This window comes from Asticcacaulis sp. SL142 (assembly GCF_026625745.1).
Taxonomy (GTDB): domain Bacteria; phylum Pseudomonadota; class Alphaproteobacteria; order Caulobacterales; family Caulobacteraceae; genus Asticcacaulis.
Genome location: NZ_CP113061.1, coordinates 3,062,382 through 3,077,005 on the forward strand (window position 1 = coordinate 3,062,382; position 14,624 = coordinate 3,077,005).

Annotated in this window: 16 protein-coding genes and 1 tRNA gene; 3 read left to right on the top strand and 14 right to left on the bottom strand. The window is 58.4% G+C overall.

Translation table 11 applies throughout. The annotated features are described in order from the left end of the window. Positions 1 to 58: 58 nt before the first annotated feature. From rfbC to OVA03_RS13985, 7 genes are all read right to left on the bottom strand, one after another. Positions 59 to 610: a dTDP-4-dehydrorhamnose 3,5-epimerase gene (gene rfbC, locus OVA03_RS13955; protein ID WP_267525619.1), complete on the bottom strand. Its 552-nt coding sequence runs from the start codon at positions 608 to 610 to the stop codon at positions 59 to 61. Continuing rightward, the gene (locus tag OVA03_RS13960) at positions 607 to 1,956 is read right to left on the bottom strand and encodes an NAD(P)H-dependent oxidoreductase (protein WP_267525620.1); all 1,350 of its coding nucleotides are present in this window, start codon (positions 1,954 to 1,956) and stop codon (positions 607 to 609) included. The genes rfbC and OVA03_RS13960 overlap by 4 nt, the downstream gene beginning before the upstream one ends. A 2-nt stretch (positions 1,957 to 1,958) precedes the next feature. Then, complete coding sequence (rfbF, locus tag OVA03_RS13965; RefSeq protein WP_267525622.1) at positions 1,959 to 2,741, bottom strand: glucose-1-phosphate cytidylyltransferase; 783 nt, start codon at positions 2,739 to 2,741, stop codon at positions 1,959 to 1,961. A gap of 113 nt (positions 2,742 to 2,854) precedes the next feature. Next, on the bottom strand, positions 2,855 to 3,898 hold the full coding sequence (locus OVA03_RS13970) for an NAD-dependent epimerase/dehydratase family protein (protein ID WP_267525624.1): 1,044 nt from the start codon (positions 3,896 to 3,898) through the stop codon (positions 2,855 to 2,857). Between the two features lie 189 nt (positions 3,899 to 4,087). Next, a complete protein-coding gene (locus OVA03_RS13975; protein WP_267525626.1) occupies positions 4,088 to 5,191 on the bottom strand; it encodes an NAD(P)/FAD-dependent oxidoreductase in 1,104 nt (367 codons plus the stop codon). A 3-nt stretch (positions 5,192 to 5,194) separates the two neighbouring features. Next, positions 5,195 to 5,623, bottom strand: coding sequence for a serine O-acetyltransferase (locus tag OVA03_RS13980; protein ID WP_267527731.1), 429 nt, complete (start codon positions 5,621 to 5,623; stop codon positions 5,195 to 5,197). A 266-nt stretch (positions 5,624 to 5,889) separates the two neighbouring features. After that, positions 5,890 to 6,714, bottom strand: a complete 825-nt coding sequence (locus OVA03_RS13985; protein WP_267525628.1) for a beta-1,6-N-acetylglucosaminyltransferase — start codon at positions 6,712 to 6,714, stop codon at positions 5,890 to 5,892. Between the two features lie 207 nt (positions 6,715 to 6,921). On the opposite strand from OVA03_RS13985, the gene OVA03_RS13990 reads away from it, so the two are divergent. Then, positions 6,922 to 7,275 carry a hypothetical protein gene (locus OVA03_RS13990; RefSeq protein ID WP_267525630.1) on the top strand — a complete coding sequence of 118 codons (354 nt, stop codon included), beginning with the start codon at positions 6,922 to 6,924 and terminating at the stop codon, positions 7,273 to 7,275. Between the two features lie 4 nt (positions 7,276 to 7,279). Here the strand turns inward: OVA03_RS13990 and OVA03_RS17080 are convergent, their stop codons facing one another. The 7 genes from OVA03_RS17080 to hemC form a co-directional block, all read right to left on the bottom strand. Then, positions 7,280 to 7,540 carry an integrase arm-type DNA-binding domain-containing protein gene (locus tag OVA03_RS17080; RefSeq protein WP_420710510.1) on the bottom strand — a complete coding sequence of 87 codons (261 nt, stop codon included), beginning with the start codon at positions 7,538 to 7,540 and terminating at the stop codon, positions 7,280 to 7,282. Then, positions 7,461 to 7,658, bottom strand: a complete 198-nt coding sequence (locus tag OVA03_RS14000) for a hypothetical protein (protein WP_267525636.1) — start codon at positions 7,656 to 7,658, stop codon at positions 7,461 to 7,463. The genes OVA03_RS17080 and OVA03_RS14000 overlap by 80 nt, the downstream gene beginning before the upstream one ends. A 163-nt stretch (positions 7,659 to 7,821) precedes the next feature. Next, positions 7,822 to 7,897, bottom strand: a tRNA-Thr gene (locus OVA03_RS14005). A 114-nt stretch (positions 7,898 to 8,011) separates the two neighbouring features. Beyond that, positions 8,012 to 9,544, bottom strand: coding sequence for a heme biosynthesis protein HemY (locus OVA03_RS14010; RefSeq protein ID WP_267525638.1), 1,533 nt, complete (start codon positions 9,542 to 9,544; stop codon positions 8,012 to 8,014). Next, entirely contained in the window at positions 9,541 to 10,515 is a 975-nt protein-coding gene (locus OVA03_RS14015) for a COG4223 family protein (protein ID WP_267525640.1), read from the bottom strand. Before OVA03_RS14015 ends, OVA03_RS14010 begins: the two co-directional genes overlap by 4 nt. A 126-nt stretch (positions 10,516 to 10,641) precedes the next feature. Further along, complete coding sequence (locus OVA03_RS14020; RefSeq protein WP_267525643.1) at positions 10,642 to 11,385, bottom strand: uroporphyrinogen-III synthase; 744 nt, start codon at positions 11,383 to 11,385, stop codon at positions 10,642 to 10,644. Positions 11,386 to 11,388: 3 nt separating this feature from the next. Continuing rightward, positions 11,389 to 12,333, bottom strand: coding sequence for a hydroxymethylbilane synthase (gene hemC / locus OVA03_RS14025; protein ID WP_267525645.1), 945 nt, complete (start codon positions 12,331 to 12,333; stop codon positions 11,389 to 11,391). Between the two features lie 102 nt (positions 12,334 to 12,435). Between hemC and tsaD the strand changes: the two genes are divergently transcribed. Further along, positions 12,436 to 13,593 carry a tRNA (adenosine(37)-N6)-threonylcarbamoyltransferase complex transferase subunit TsaD gene (tsaD, locus tag OVA03_RS14030; RefSeq protein WP_267525647.1) on the top strand — a complete coding sequence of 386 codons (1,158 nt, stop codon included), beginning with the start codon at positions 12,436 to 12,438 and terminating at the stop codon, positions 13,591 to 13,593. Beyond that, positions 13,590 to 14,612, top strand: coding sequence for an NAD(P)H-dependent glycerol-3-phosphate dehydrogenase (locus OVA03_RS14035; RefSeq protein WP_267525649.1), 1,023 nt, complete (start codon positions 13,590 to 13,592; stop codon positions 14,610 to 14,612). The genes tsaD and OVA03_RS14035 overlap by 4 nt, the downstream gene beginning before the upstream one ends. The last annotated feature ends 12 nt before the right edge of the window (positions 14,613 to 14,624 follow it).

Genomic DNA, 14,624 nt, shown 5'->3' on the forward strand with positions numbered 1-14,624 from the left:
GCCGCTGTATCACTGATTAACCGGAAGTTGCCGCCCATCGCTTTTAGTTCCTCGGCGCTTACGCAAAAATCGGTTCGGCATCGGCCGACAGTAACGGCCAGACGCGATCCTTATCCGAAATCACGCTGACGGGCACCGGCCAGTTTATACCTAATGCCGGGTCGTCATAGCGCAGGCCGCCTTCGGCCGATGGCGTATAGGGCGATGACACCAGATAGCTGACCTCGACATCATCTGTCAGGGTCTGAAACGCATGGGCAAAGCCCGGCGGCACATAGAGCTGATGGCGGTTTTCGTCGGTCAGTTCAAAGGCTTCGTGCTGCATATAGGTCGGCGAGCTGCCACGAAGATCGACAATGATGTCCATAATTGCGCCGCGCAGGCAGCGTACCAGCTTGGCCTCGGCGGCATCTGCGCGCTGAAAATGCATCCCGCGCAGGGTGCCCTTATCCTTGGAAAACGACGTGTTCTGCTGAACATAGCGGGTCACAAGGCCGTGGGCCGCAAACTCGGTTTCGCAATAGGTGCGGGCAAAAAAGCCGCGCTCATCACCGCGTTTTTGCAACTCAATCAGCCAGGCGTCTTTGAGCGTGGTCTCATGAAATATCATTGGGCGGCTCCGGCTATGGCCATTTGGGGCGCAAACATAGCTTCCTGCTCGGCATAGAGCTGATCGATCAGGCGGCCCGGCGGCAGATCGAGGTCATCAAAGGTCAGCGCATGATCTTTTGGGACAGAACGGCGCAAGGTGGCACCTAGCGCCAGACCGATGGGGATCAGGTTTTCACGGCGGATGACATCGATATTTTCCGCCACACCATAAACTTCATAGCCGCCCAGTTCTTCGACCGTTTCACCGGCTTGAAGGTCTTTTTTAGCCAAAGCGATAACTCCCACAACCGGTCCGGCCTTTGGGGTCAATACCGGATCATCAAACAGAACCGCCCGCGCCACTGAGGTCGGCACCTCGAAATGGCAGAGGTGGTAGGGGGTGTAGAAGCAATAGTACGGGCCGGTGCCGAGCTTATAGAGATTGAGGTAGTGCTGCTGACGGGCATTGTCGATCGTGCCCAGCACGAACACGCCGGGGCCGGGGCGCGCGCCCACAACGTAGTCAACTATGCCTTCGCCACCTTCGGCCAATACGCGGTCCAGATGTTCGGCAAAGGCGCTGACCGTATCCTCCAGCGGCACCAGAGGCGCGCCGGGATTGCCGCCGGAAAAATCAGGGCCTACCATGCCGCGTCTGGCGACCGTCATGCCGGTGGCATTGGCGACAATGGCCTGCTCGAACGAGATCTTGGTGCCGTCGGCAAAGGAGGCGACCATCGCCGGCTTTTGCCCCCACTTTTCGGCAAAGGCCTTTTGGGTGGTCGGGTTGCGATAGGGGTCGTGCAGGCCCTTGATATTGCCGCACAGGACGGGCTTGACACCCAGACCTTCGACAAAGCGCACCAGATTCATCTGCACGCCCGGCTGGTCGCCGTCCGAGAACGAATAGACCACGCCCTTGGCATCGGCCTTGACTTTCAGGATCGGGCCGATGGTGCCATCCAGTTCGGCATTCATCTGCACGACATGTTTACCGGCCTCAAGGGCCGCGACCACGACATGGGCGGCGTATTCGAGCGAGCCGGTCACTTCGACCACGGCATCAATCCCGTCGGCGGTCGCGAGCGCAATGGCGTCAGTGGTAGCGACCGGCTTACCCTCACGGATAAGGGCTTCGATTTCGGCTTTTGTAGAGGCTGTGGCAGGCTCGACTCCGGCCTCACGATAGGCCGCCAGCGCCGGGTCGATATTGCGGTTGGCTATACCCGCCAGAACCATGCCGGGGGTCGCGGAGATGATTTTCAGCGCTATGCCGCGCCCCTGAAAACCGGCACCAACTATGGCGACGCGGATCGGATTATTGTCGGCGTGACGTTTTTTAAGGGCGGTATCGACGATGATCATGCTTAGTCTTTCCACACCTTCCACGGCGCCTTGCCCGACGACCAGATGTTTTCGAGGGTCATCTTGTCGCGCAGGGAATCCATGCTCTGCCAGTAGCCGTGGTGATGATAGCTGGACAGTTGCCCGGCCTCAACGATTCGGTCCATCGGGGCTTCTTCCCACATCTGATGATCGCCATCGATGACGCTGAAAATTTCAGGCTCGCACACAAAAAAGCCGCCATTAATCAGGCCGCCGTCATGGGTGCCCTTTTCGCGGAACCCGCGCACCTGGGTGCGGTCGTCCGTGAGGGACAGTGCCCCGAACCGGCCCGGCTGGGTGACGGCAGTGACGGTGCACCAGCGCCCTTGGTTTTTATGGAACTCAAGCAGTTCGGCAATATTTACATCGGCCACGCCGTCGCCGTAAGTCAGGCAGAAGGTTTCATTGCCGAGGTGCGCCTGCGCGCGCTTGATGCGGCCCGCGGTCATGGTGTCGGGGCCGGTATCGAGCACAGTGACGCGCCAGTTTTCAGTGCGGGCCTCCAGCCAGTCGACCTTGCCGGTGCCTAGATCGATGGTGAAATCGCTGACCATCGACTGATAACGCAGGAAATAGTCGCGGATGAACTCAACCTTATAGCCGCCCAGAACCACAAAATCGTTCAGCCCGTAATGGGCATAGAGCTTCATAATGTGCCACATGATCGGCCGGCCGCCGATTTCGACCATAGGCTTTGGCCGGATGCTGGTTTCTTCGCTCAGACGGGTGCCAAAGCCCCCGGCCAGTAATGCCACTTTTACCACTTTATTCCCTTTGCGGTTTTGTGCATCCCCGGATGTTTAAGGCTTATGGGGTGCGGCTAAGGATGGGAACGCTTGTACTTATGAATTGTGGGTCCAATTATGGACGGCGTATTTCAGGATTGCCACTCGAGCGCCAGGTTCAGGCGGTTTTGCGAAATATGCCCCTGGAGTACCTTCAGGCGCATAAGCTCGGAATTGCGGAACTGCGCGTCCTTGAAGTTCATGCGCGTCAGGCCCTCGATCAGGTTTTCGATCGATTGTTTCAGGTTAACCTGCGGCTGATGGTTCGGAGCCAGGGATTTATAGAGGTCAAAACAGACCTGATAGGAGCGGCTGTCGGCCGGGGCATCTAGGTTGATGGAGACCTTTGTGCCGGGTACGGCTTCGGACACGGCCTTGGCCAGATCACGCACCTGATAGTTGCGGTCGTTGGAGCCGGCATTGATGGCCAGATACTGCCCGCCGTTATCGGCTGAGCGGGTCGCAGCCCAATCGATGGCGCGAGCCATGTCGGCCACATCGATTAGCGGGCGCCAGGGCGAGCCATCGGACAATACCGTAATTTCGCCTTGCGACAGGGCGCAGGCCACAAAATCATTGAGCACCAGATCAAGCCGCAGGCGATCCGACATACCGCAGGCCGTGGCAAAGCGCAGCGAGGTGATGACCATGTCGGTCTCAAGGGCTGACAGTTCCCCTTCGGCACCGATCTTGGACTTGGCATAGGCGGTGATCGGGTTGAGCGGGTCGGTCTCAGAGCGCGGGCCACCTGCCGCAATGCCGTAGACGCTACAGCTAGAGGCAAAGACAAAGTTTTTGACACCGGCTGCGGCCGCGGCCTTGGCGATAGAGACCACGCAGCCCTGATTGATGTCAAAGGTCACGGCTTCGAACTGATTGCCCATCGGATCGTTCGAGATGGCGGCCAGTTCGACCACGGCGTCATAGCCGCTCAGGCGCTCTGCCGACAGGGTGCGGACATCGCCGTAAAACTGCTCATCCAGAGCCCGCTCCGGTAAGGTCACACTGCCGGTCAGGCAATGGGCAAAATAGGCATTGTCAAAACCATGCAGGATGGCATCGGGATGAGTGGCGCGTAAGTGGCGTACTACGGTGGGCCCGACATAACCCATGTTTCCGGCAATTAAAATTCTCATTGGCAGCCGCCCCTTTGCGCCCGATTGGAAATCTATCTTAAATGGATCGTTTCGTAACACCGATGTGACACGAAACTTCTGATTTATATGCAATGCAATACTCATACCTGACATGAGGCCAAATGCTTCAGAAAAACTTAAATATCAGCCTTAAGAATTGGTATCTGCGTATTTTCCAAACTAAAGCCTTCAGGTCTCAAAACGCATACCCGCCACATGGGCGGCCAAAGCCAGCGCCGACGTCATACCGGGGCTTTCGATGCCCAGCAGGTTGATAAGCCCGCTGATGCCGTGACTTTGCGGCCCTTCGATGCGAAAATCTGGCATGGGTTGATCGGGCGCGTGTATCTTAGGCCTGATCCCGGCATAGTCGGGTATCAGTGCCCCGTTCGGCAGGTTTGGCCAGTAACGTCTGATGGCGGCGGCAAAAACCTCCGCGCGGGCGGGATCAACCTTCAGATCCTGATCATGGGCCACCCATTCAACGTCCGGGCCAAACCTTACCCGTCCGCTTAAGTCAATCGTCGCATGAACCCCAAGACCGGCGGCTTCCGGCATCGGGTAGACCAGCCGCTTAAAGGGTGAGCGACCTGTCAGGGAAAAGTAATTGCCCTTTGCAAAGTATTGAGGGCAGGGCGGGGCATAGGCGCTCAAGTCCTGCAACAGACGCGGCGCACCGTGTCCGGCGGCATTGATCACCCTGCGCGCCCTAAGCGTCATCGGATCGGCCCCGCCGGTCTCAAGCACAAACCCATTGGCCTCAACGGCCCAACTTACGACGGGGGTGCCGCACACCAGCGTGCCGTCGGCATTTTCAAAATCCCCTAGCAGGGCCAGCATAAACCCATGCACATCAATAATGCCGGTGGAAGGTGACAGGTAACCGCCTACGCACGTCACTTCTGGTTCCAGCGTATGAGCTTCATCTGCGGATAGCCGGATCAGGTCATGTACGCCGCTTAAGCGGGCGTTTTCGGCGATGGCTTCGAGTTTGGGCAGTTCCGCCTCGGTGGTCGCCACCAGCAGCTTACCGCAGGGGTTAAACTCAATGTTGCGGCTTTTGGCATAGTCATAAAGCTGTGTGCGACCGTCACGGCATAGCCGGGCTTTGAGGGAGCCGGGCGGGTAATAGATCCCGGCATGGATGACTTCGCTGTTGCGCGAGGAGGTCTGGGTGCCAAAGCTATCTTCGGCTTCCAAAATAAGGGTTTCACGCCCATTCAGTGCAAGTGCCCGCGCCACAGCCAGGCCTATAACGCCGGCGCCGATCACAACTGTATCCACCTGAGTCATTGGTCATTCAGCCTGAGCGGTTGTGTCAGAGGCGGATGGGGGCGTGCGGCGGGGCAGAATCTTGGGAAACGGTGCCAGCACCGTGGTGTTTGAGGGAACATCGCTGAGGATCACCGCATTAGGGCCAATATTAACGTCACTGCCAATGGTGACCTTGCCAATAATCATGACACCGGCACCGATATCAACCCGGTCGCCGATGATGGGCCCTGTATCTTCTACAGGCGTACCGCGGGAGATGCCGCCGATGCCGAGGGTGGCACCCTGCCGGATCACGCAATCGTCGCCAATCGTCGCGTATTCATGGATGACGATGCCATGCTGGTGACCGATCTCAAAGCGTCGGCCAATCCGGCATTTGTAAGAGATTTCTATACCATAGTGATTGCGAACATGCCGGAACATGAGCAGATGTAGCAGCGAGAATACCATACGCACAGGCTTTGATCCGCGGCTTCGGGCCCAGGTTCCAAATCTGTAAACGGCTAACGCCCGAAAGCCGGGGCGGGTCCAGTCACGATGATGCTGCCTGAAGTCTTCTTTGAGTAAGTCTCGTAAGCCGACCGCTTCAATTAGTGGGTTTTCCCAACGCCTCATATCGTGTCGCACCCTTCCGTATTAGGTGAAATTTTATACAATGTTTACACATGAATAAATGACTATATTGCTGCTGTTGAAGCGATGATCAGGGCGTCCTATTATAGGTTCAGAGGTAACATCCAGGGGTAAACTTCGTCGAACTTACGCGCCATGAAATGCCAGCCCTCCTGCATATGAAAATAGATATCATGTGTGATGATTTCCGGGTTTGACTGCCCGGGCAGCCAGTACGCAGACGTGGGGGCGGCATCCTCAGCTTTCAAATCCAGATGGACGAATAAGGTTTGGAAAAACATTTCGTCAGCAAACGCCGAGAACGCGAACGCCTTAAGGTACCAAGGGTTCTTTTCAATATAGCTGAGCATCTTGCCCACTGTATCACGGCTCAATAACCACCAGGCTGAACCGCCAAAGGGTATGAGCCCCCGTAATAGATTGTCCATGTTGCGAGGCGGCGAGAACCTTCGCAACCGTGCGCGAATGGACGATTGAGGGGCAATAACGGGAAGGTCGCGAAAATGCCAGCGATTGAGCCGGTCCAGTGGCTTGTGCCATTGTGGCATGGGCAAAACCTGTATAAAATTTCCAAACGCCTTGTCCGCGAGATGATCGCGAATGTATGCGTCACTTTTGAGGGGGAAATCCTGACCGCTCATTAGATAAAAGTGGGTATTTTTCGAATTGGCGTAGGCTGTTTTGAGCAATAGCAAAGTGGCCTCTACCATACTGAATCCGGACCACCTCACCGTGAGCCGAGAATCTAAAAACAGAGATTTATCAATAACGTCATGAAATTTTGTAATGTTTGAAGTCCGGTTTACATGAATGTAAATCGACCACATTCCGGTGACGGACAGCCGGTCCACCAAGGTTTTGAGCAAATCTGGTTTATGATGTGCCCTTATGATAGCGGCGATCTTCATGGTGCCTTATCGTAAGTTATAATAGTCCTTAAATATTTACCATTGTTATGCATTTTCCTAAATGTAGCAATCGTTTGTCCGATTATAATATTATAAAAAAAGGCGCTATACCCATTAACTGTTGGCGGGATGGTTAACAATATTTTCAAGGACGAACTTAGCATGACCAATATTGGTATAGCGAATTTTCACCCCACGAGCGTGTAATTGCTTACCTACAACGCCAACTATCAGGTTACCCAATCCACTGATGACAAGGGGCGGATAACTAAATTTACTCGCAACACCAAGGGCCAAGTTACTCAGACTATTGAAGGTTTTGGTACACCATCTGCGCGGACCACCAATACGACGTGGAGTACGGTTTTCGATCTGCCCACTCAGGTAATCCAAACCTTGGGAGTAGCAAGTACGAACCCGACCCAGTTGGCTTATGACAAGGTCAGCAACCTGAAACAGACGGTCGATGGGCGTGGCAAGACCTGGCAGAATAGTTTCGATCCTTTGAACCGGATTATAGAGGCCGCCAATCCGGACAGCGAGACGGTCAAATATGGCTAAACCACTATCGCTTTTGAATCGTGGCTTCCGCCAGTCCGTCGCGTTGGTTCTTGGCGATATAGGCTTTGGCCACAACGTCGAATGTGTTGGCGGCGCTGATTTCAGCAGTGTGCTTATCGACGCGTTTCTGTTCAGCAGGGTCAACGCCGTTGGAAAGCATGCGCCGGGCTTCGTCCCGCCGCTCTCTAACTTGTTTCAGGCTGACCTCCGGGTACGCTCCGAGAGAGAGTTTTTTCCCAGCGCACGCCTTGTTTCTGAATTTCAGCTTCCATAATCGTCCACCCGAAGGTGTGGCGAGAAGATAGAGGGCCCTTTTCGTCGGTGAGTTTGTAGGGCTTTGCCATCGGCTTGGCATTACGCAACGCGATATCGGTGAGTGCCATTTGGGGGCCTTTCATTTTCGCAATTTGCAAAGGCCCCCACGGAGGCCCCCAAATTCGCCAAAATGCAGGCGGACGAGGGCGGACGCTAGTGGCCACCTAACGCCTAAAGTAACAGATTTTGTTGGATTTTTCAACCTTGCTCGGATTTTGCTGGACAAGGTAGTGGTGCCGCATAGGTGACTCGAACACCTGACCCCCGCATTACGAATGCGGTGCTCTACCAGCTGAGCTAATGCGGCACGTTGCGCAGGCGGGGAATAAAAAGAAACGCCCCGGCCAGTCGACAGGGGCGTTTCTTTACACATGACCGTGGTCTTTGCCAAGGCCGCAGCGCTCATTTTTATCGGGATTTCTTATTTGGTTTTGGCAGGTGCCCGTTTCGCGCGCGGTTTGGGAGCCGGGACCGGCGGTGCCTCCGCATCATCGCCGCGCAGGGCGTCATCATAGATACCCGGATCATCCGGCAGGGGCACGAAGGTCGCCGCCTTTTGTGCCGCCTTGACGAACGGCATGGACGGCATATAGCGCGACACCAGATCGGGTAGCTCGGACAGGGTGCGTTCATCCCGCTCAAAGCGTGGATGCACCAGCGTGCCTTTTTCGGCATAGCTTAACACCAGTTGCGCCCAGTCAGCGGGCGAATAGGCAAAGGCCTTGCCCTCTGGATCAAGGTCGGACCAGTCCGGCTCGGCCTTGACCAGAGACGCCTTGGCGACCCAGTTGCGGGCCCCGTCCATGTCCTGAAGCCCCAGGCACGCCTTGGCCATCAGGCCGCACACCCGCCGGGTCACCACCTCTTCGGCCAGATCGGGTTCTAAGGCTGCCATGGCCGTGCGGATATCGGCCTTGGTGTGGGTCATCAGGGCGCGCTCTAAGTTAAGCAGGCGGCTTTCGCGATGGGCCGGATTGCGGTCGACCAGCCCTTGCAGACGGCGGGCACGGTCACGCGGGGTCTCGTCATTGACCAGATCGCGGTACGCCAGCCAGATCGCCGGATGGGGCTGGGCGGCATAGGCGGCCTCAAGCACATCTTCGGCCCGACCCAGCTTATTGTGGGCGGCCAGCAGACGACCGGCCATGATGGCGGCGGGGGCGAACTGCGGCTGGAGCTTGGCGGCGCGCACGGCGTAATCAAGCGCCTGCTCGCGGGTGGCGGTATCTGCCGCCGTTTCCATGCGGGCAGCCGACGCGGCCATCAGTGAGGCCCGCGCCCGTTCGGCATATATCGGTGAGATCAGCTTGCGGCCCAAAGCGCCTTCGATCAGGTCAAGCGCTTCGGCCCACTCCCCGGCGGTCAGGCGGGCTTCAAACAGGGTGCGAAACGCCCACATGGCCGGTTTGGTCTGGCTGTAGGCCTCTTCGGCCAGACGAATGGCTTCAAGGCGGTCGCCCTGCTTTTGCGCCAGAGTCATCAGCCCTTTGAGGCCCGCCAGTTTCAGTTCCGGCACGCTCAGCATGGCCGAATAGGCGGCCTTGGTGGCGACATCGTCCTGAGCGGTTTCGGCGGCCAGCGCCCCTAAGACCCGCACCAGAGGCACATTGTCGCTGAGATCAATAGCCTTGACGGCATGACGGCGGGCTTCGGCCCCGTCACCGGCGGCAATAGCGACAAAGCCCTTGCTTAAAGTATCATCAGCCTGACGGCGGCGGGCTTCAGCTTTTGCGCGGGCCTGACGCTGCGGGGAACGCGACAGCCACAGGGCCAGATTCCAGAAGCAGACGGCGGTCAGGGCCAGAAAACCGATCAGGATAATGGCGGCGGTCGCCGACGTATCAACGCGGTAACCCATCCAGATCAGGCTGGCCGTGCCTGCTTCGCCGGCCGCCCCAATCCCCAAGGTGACCAGAACCGTAATGGCCAGAAGAATGAGAAAGGTTCTGATCACAGGGTGCCTCCGGGGATTGCGGCTGCTGAGGTTTGCGGCGCGGTCGCGGACAATTGCTTAAGGGCGGTCTCACTGATCCGGCGGGTGGTCGCATCAATCAACAGGCGGGCGCGGGCCTGATCCAGCCACGGCGACAGGGCGTGCTGGGCCGGGGTGGGCAGGGCGTCGATATGGGTCATGGCACCGCTCAGATCCCCCTGATTGAGCCGCAGTTCGGCGCGGCGCAAGGTGGCATCGACATCACTGCCTTCGACGCGGTTAAGGGGACGGATGGAGATCACAGAGCCAATAGCATCCAGCACGCCGCTCCAGATGGTGTTGCGGTCTTCGGGGGCCTTGACCGTGGCGTGGGCCTTGGCGGCATAGGCCGGGAATTCGATGGCCAGCGCCGCTTCGGACATGACACCCTTGTCGGCATGGGGGCGTAAGGCGGCCAGTGGTGACGGGTCGGTCAGGGTCCGCTCCGCCGCCGTCAATTGGGCGGAAAACGGCTGGGCGCTGCGGGCGGCTAGTTGCAGGGCGGTGGCAGCCTCAACGGCGGCGGCGGCAGAGGTCACTTCACGCTGGCGGGCTTCGAGTTCATCAATGCGCTGCGACAGGCGCGCCAAAGCTGAGGGGTCGCTGTAGACCGGGGCGGCAGGGGCATCGAGGGGCGCTGGAGTGGTTTGGGTAGTCGTGGGGTTGACCGCAGGCGTGGGGGCCTTAAGTGCCTGAACCTGGGCGCGCAATTCGGCGATCGCTGCCTGAGTTTGAACATCGGTCGCGGGGGCGGATTTGCCCCCCACATCCTTGAATATGCCCAGCCCCATGAACACAAAGGCCGCGACAATGAACAGCAGCGGTATGGCGATGGCGATCATCAGTGGCGTGCGCGCCCATTTTTCTTTCAGGACGGCGCGGCTGTTCTGATTGGCCGCATCAGGCCCCGTGGGCAACATAGCATCAACTGGCGGAGTATCTGGGTCAGTCATCAAGGCTTCGCGTATCTTTAAAGGGTTAGAGCGTTTTCCCAATAAGTGTCTTCACTTATTGGATAAGAAAGAGCGACCAAACAAATATTTAGAGCATATTTCGGATCAATTTGATCGAAATATGCTCTAACGCGGGATATCGCTCAGGAGCATAAGCATAGAGGCTTCGTCTGGGAACTGCGAAATCAGTAGTTTAGGCGAATTTTCAGACACATTTTCGCGTTCAATGGCACTGTGGCTATCCGAGGGAGGGTTTAGGCCAGTTTTAAGTACCTCAGCGCAGGCTTTGGAAATGGCTATAAACGTCAGGCGTTTTGCGGTGTCAGGGCCTGTTTTTGTGCGCAGCATTTCACCGATGAACCGTGCCGCTTTTGCGGAATGCAGCAGGATAATATCTATGTCGTCTATGGCGTTCAGAGCTGCATGGGGCGTGATCGTGATGGTGCGGTAAAGCGGTAATTCGTGGGCGCTAATGCCTGCGTCAGTCAACCACTGCGTCAGGGGGGCGGCGGGGGTTTCGGGGGCGCAGACGATCACGGCCTGCGGCCTGTGCTGACAGATCAATTCAAACACAGCGCGTCCGTCACCCGCCGCACTCAGCACCGTAGAGAAACCCTGATCGCGGGCCGCATCGGCGGTAGCGTCACCAACGCAAAACGTCGTCGCAGTGCGTAAGGTATAGGTTTTGGCGAATATCTCAACCGCGCTGCGGCTGGTGAAGGCTATGGCGTCAGTCACATCAGGTAGGGGCGGAGTCGGCAGGCGCTCAACCTTGAGCACCGGGTCAATCAGGGCTTCAAACCCCAACGCCTCAACCGCGGCGGCGGTCTTGTGCGCCCGGTTAGCCGTCCGCGTGACCCATACCTTCATGGCCTAACCCAGATACTGAATGAGATCGTCACCGGCTTCCTCGCGGATTTCGTGCCCCAACCGGAGCCCTAAAGTGCGCGCACTTTCGACCGTCGGGTTGGCCAGTTTCGCCCGCCTTTGCCAGCGGGTTGTGCCATCGGCGCTTAAGGCCTCAGTGAACAGGGTCAGGGTATGGTCATCACTGAGTTTGGCATAGGCACCCACCGCCGTGCGGCAGGAGGCTTCGAGTGCCTCCAGCGCCCCACGCTCGGCCGAGATGCAGATATGGGTCGGGACATGGTGCAGTTTTCGGATCCAGTCCTGATCGATATCGGCGGTGCGGCACTGCACCGCCAAGGCGCCCTGACCAGGGGCGCAGGCGAACTGATCGGGATCGATATAGGATTTGATGTGGTGCGACAGGCTGAGACGATTAAGTCCCGCCGCCGCCAAAAGGATAGCGTCGCAGTCCCCGGCCTCTAGCTTTTTCAGGCGGGTATCGACATTGCCGCGCAACATGACGACCTCGATATCGGGTCGCACATGAAGCGCCTGAGCTTGCCGTCTCAGGCTGGCCGTGCCGAGTTTCGCACCGGCGGGCATATCCATCAGGCTTTGATATTTCACGCTGACAAAGGCGTCGCGCGGGTCTTCGCGTACCGGAAAGACGGCGATGCTTAAGCCCTCAACCTCATTGGCCGGCATGTCTTTGAGCGAATGGACGGCGACATCGATATCACCGCGCAGCAGGGCATCTTCGATTTCCTTGGTGAACAACTGCTTGCCACCGGCCTCGATCAGGCGGCGATCCTGAATGCGGTCGCCCTGGGTCGAAATGATGGTAAGCGGCGCAATCTCATCGGCGCGGGCCACATCTTCGCCTAACGCCGCGACAATCTGACGCTGGACGAGTGCGCATTGCGTGGTGGCCAGTTTGGAGCCGCGGGTGCCGATTTTCAGTCGTATCATGGAATCTTAAACTCAAAAAAGCTGGCAAAACGCTTGACGCACGCCCATCTGACGGGAAAGACAGTGGCCAATCTATAATATGTACCCCGTTACAAGAGCCTTATGACCTTAGCAATCTCCGATCCATCGCAAAAGCCCGCACCGGATGATGACCTGTGCGTATTAGGCGTGGAATCAAGCTGCGATGAGACCGCCGTGTCGGTGGTGCGTAAGCGCGGCGGGCAGGTCGAGGTCTTATCGTCGGTCATTCATTCGCAGATCGCCGCCCACGCGGTTTATGGCGGAGTCGTGCCGGAAATCGCCGCCCGCTCCCATGTCGAAACCATCGATGACCTGTGCCGCCGGGCGCTGAGTGAGGCCAAGACCAAAGGCTTTGATGAGGCCGAGCTTGATGCGGTGGCCGCCACCGCAGGCCCCGGTCTGATCGGCGGGGTGATGGTGGGGCTGTCGTTTGCCAAAGGTTTTGCGCTGGCGCGGGGTTTGCCGCTGATCGGGGTCAATCATCTGGAGGGCCACGCCTTGTCGCCGCTTTTGGCCGAGCCGGTCGCGTTTCCCTATCTGCTGCTGCTGGTTTCGGGTGGTCATTGTCAGTTGCTCAACGTGCGCGGTATCGGCGATTATCAGCGCCTTGGCACCACCATTGATGACGCGGCCGGTGAAGCTTTTGATAAGATCGCCAAGGTTCTGGGGCTGGGCTATCCCGGCGGGCCGGCGCTGGAGGCATGTGCGGCGGATGGCGATGCCACGCGATTTACCCTGCCGCGCGCACTTCTGGGCCGCAAGGATTGCGATTTCTCATTTTCGGGCCTGAAAACTGCCGCCGCCAAGGTCGCCACCGATCAGGTTAAAACCCCGCAGGACCGGTCCGATCTGTGTGCCTCGGTACAAGCCGCGATTGCGCGGCAATTGTGTGAGCGCTCGGAACGGGCCATGACGGCCTTCGCACACGGGGACGGCAAACCGGCCTTTGTGGTGGCAGGTGGTGTGGCGGCCAACAAAACTGTGCGGGCTGAACTCACTAAACTTGCGGATAAGCATGGCTTTCGGTTCGTCGCCCCGCCGATGGCCTATTGCACCGACAACGCGGCTATGATTGCCTTGGCCGGACTGGAACGGTTCAGCCTGATGGATGCGGCTGAACGTGCTGACATGATGGGATCAATGGCCACGGTGGCGCGGCCGCGCTGGCCGCTGGATGAGGCGGCGGCGGCATCATCGCCCGTCCATAAGGTAAGCGGTCGCAAGGGAGCGAAAGCGTGAAGAAACTTAAATTAGCCGATCATTTTGATCGAGTTGGCGTTATAGGCGCCGGGGCGTGGGGGACGGCCTTGGCGCAGGTCTGTGCGCGTGCCGGTCGCGAGGTGATCTTGCAGGCTCGCGAAGCTGAGGTGGTGGAATCGATCAACACGGCCCAACGCAATGAGATTTACCTGAAAGGCATCGACCTGTTGCCGCAGGTCAGAGCGACCGCCAACCTTTCTGATCTGGCAGAGTGTGAATTGATACTGGCGGTGCCGCCGGCCCAGCATATGCGGTCGACCTTAAACGCTCTGGCCCCGTTCATCAGCGATGGTGTGCCGATCGTGCTGTGCGCCAAAGGGGTCGAGCGCGGCACGGACGCATTGATGAACGAAGTGCTGGCGGAGACCCTGCCCAATGCGAGGCCCGCCGTCCTGTCGGGGCCGAGTTTTGCCGCCGAAGTGGCGCGGGGGTTACCGGCGGCGGTGACCCTGGCCTGTCCCGATGTCGATCTGGGGGCGCAGATTATTCACACCCTGGCGACGCCGACCTTCAGGCCTTACCATTCCGACGACATGATTGGCGCGGAAGCGGCGGGCGCGCTGAAAAATGTGCTGGCGATTGCCTGCGGTATTTCCGAAGGGCGCGGACTGGGGCGGAATGCCCATGCCGCCCTGATCACGCGCGGCTTTGCCGAGATTTTGCGCTTTGCCGTGGCTTTGGGGGCGAAAAAGGAAACCGTGGCGGGGCTGTGCGGGCTGGGTGATCTGGTGCTGACCTGCTCGTCACCGCAGTCGCGCAATATGAGTGTCGGGTTGGCGCTGGGCGGTGGTCAGACGCTTGAGCAGGCCCTGGCCGGTAAGGTCTCAGTCGCCGAAGGGGTCGAATCCGCCCCTGCCGTGGTGCATCTGGCGAAAAAGCTGGGGGTCGAACTGCCGATCTGCGAGGCGGTGGCGGCGATTCTGGCTGGTGAGGCGGGGGTCGAGGACACGGTTTCGGCCCTGATGTCGCGCCCGCTCAAGTTCGAGAGTGCAATATAGTTACCTCACTCT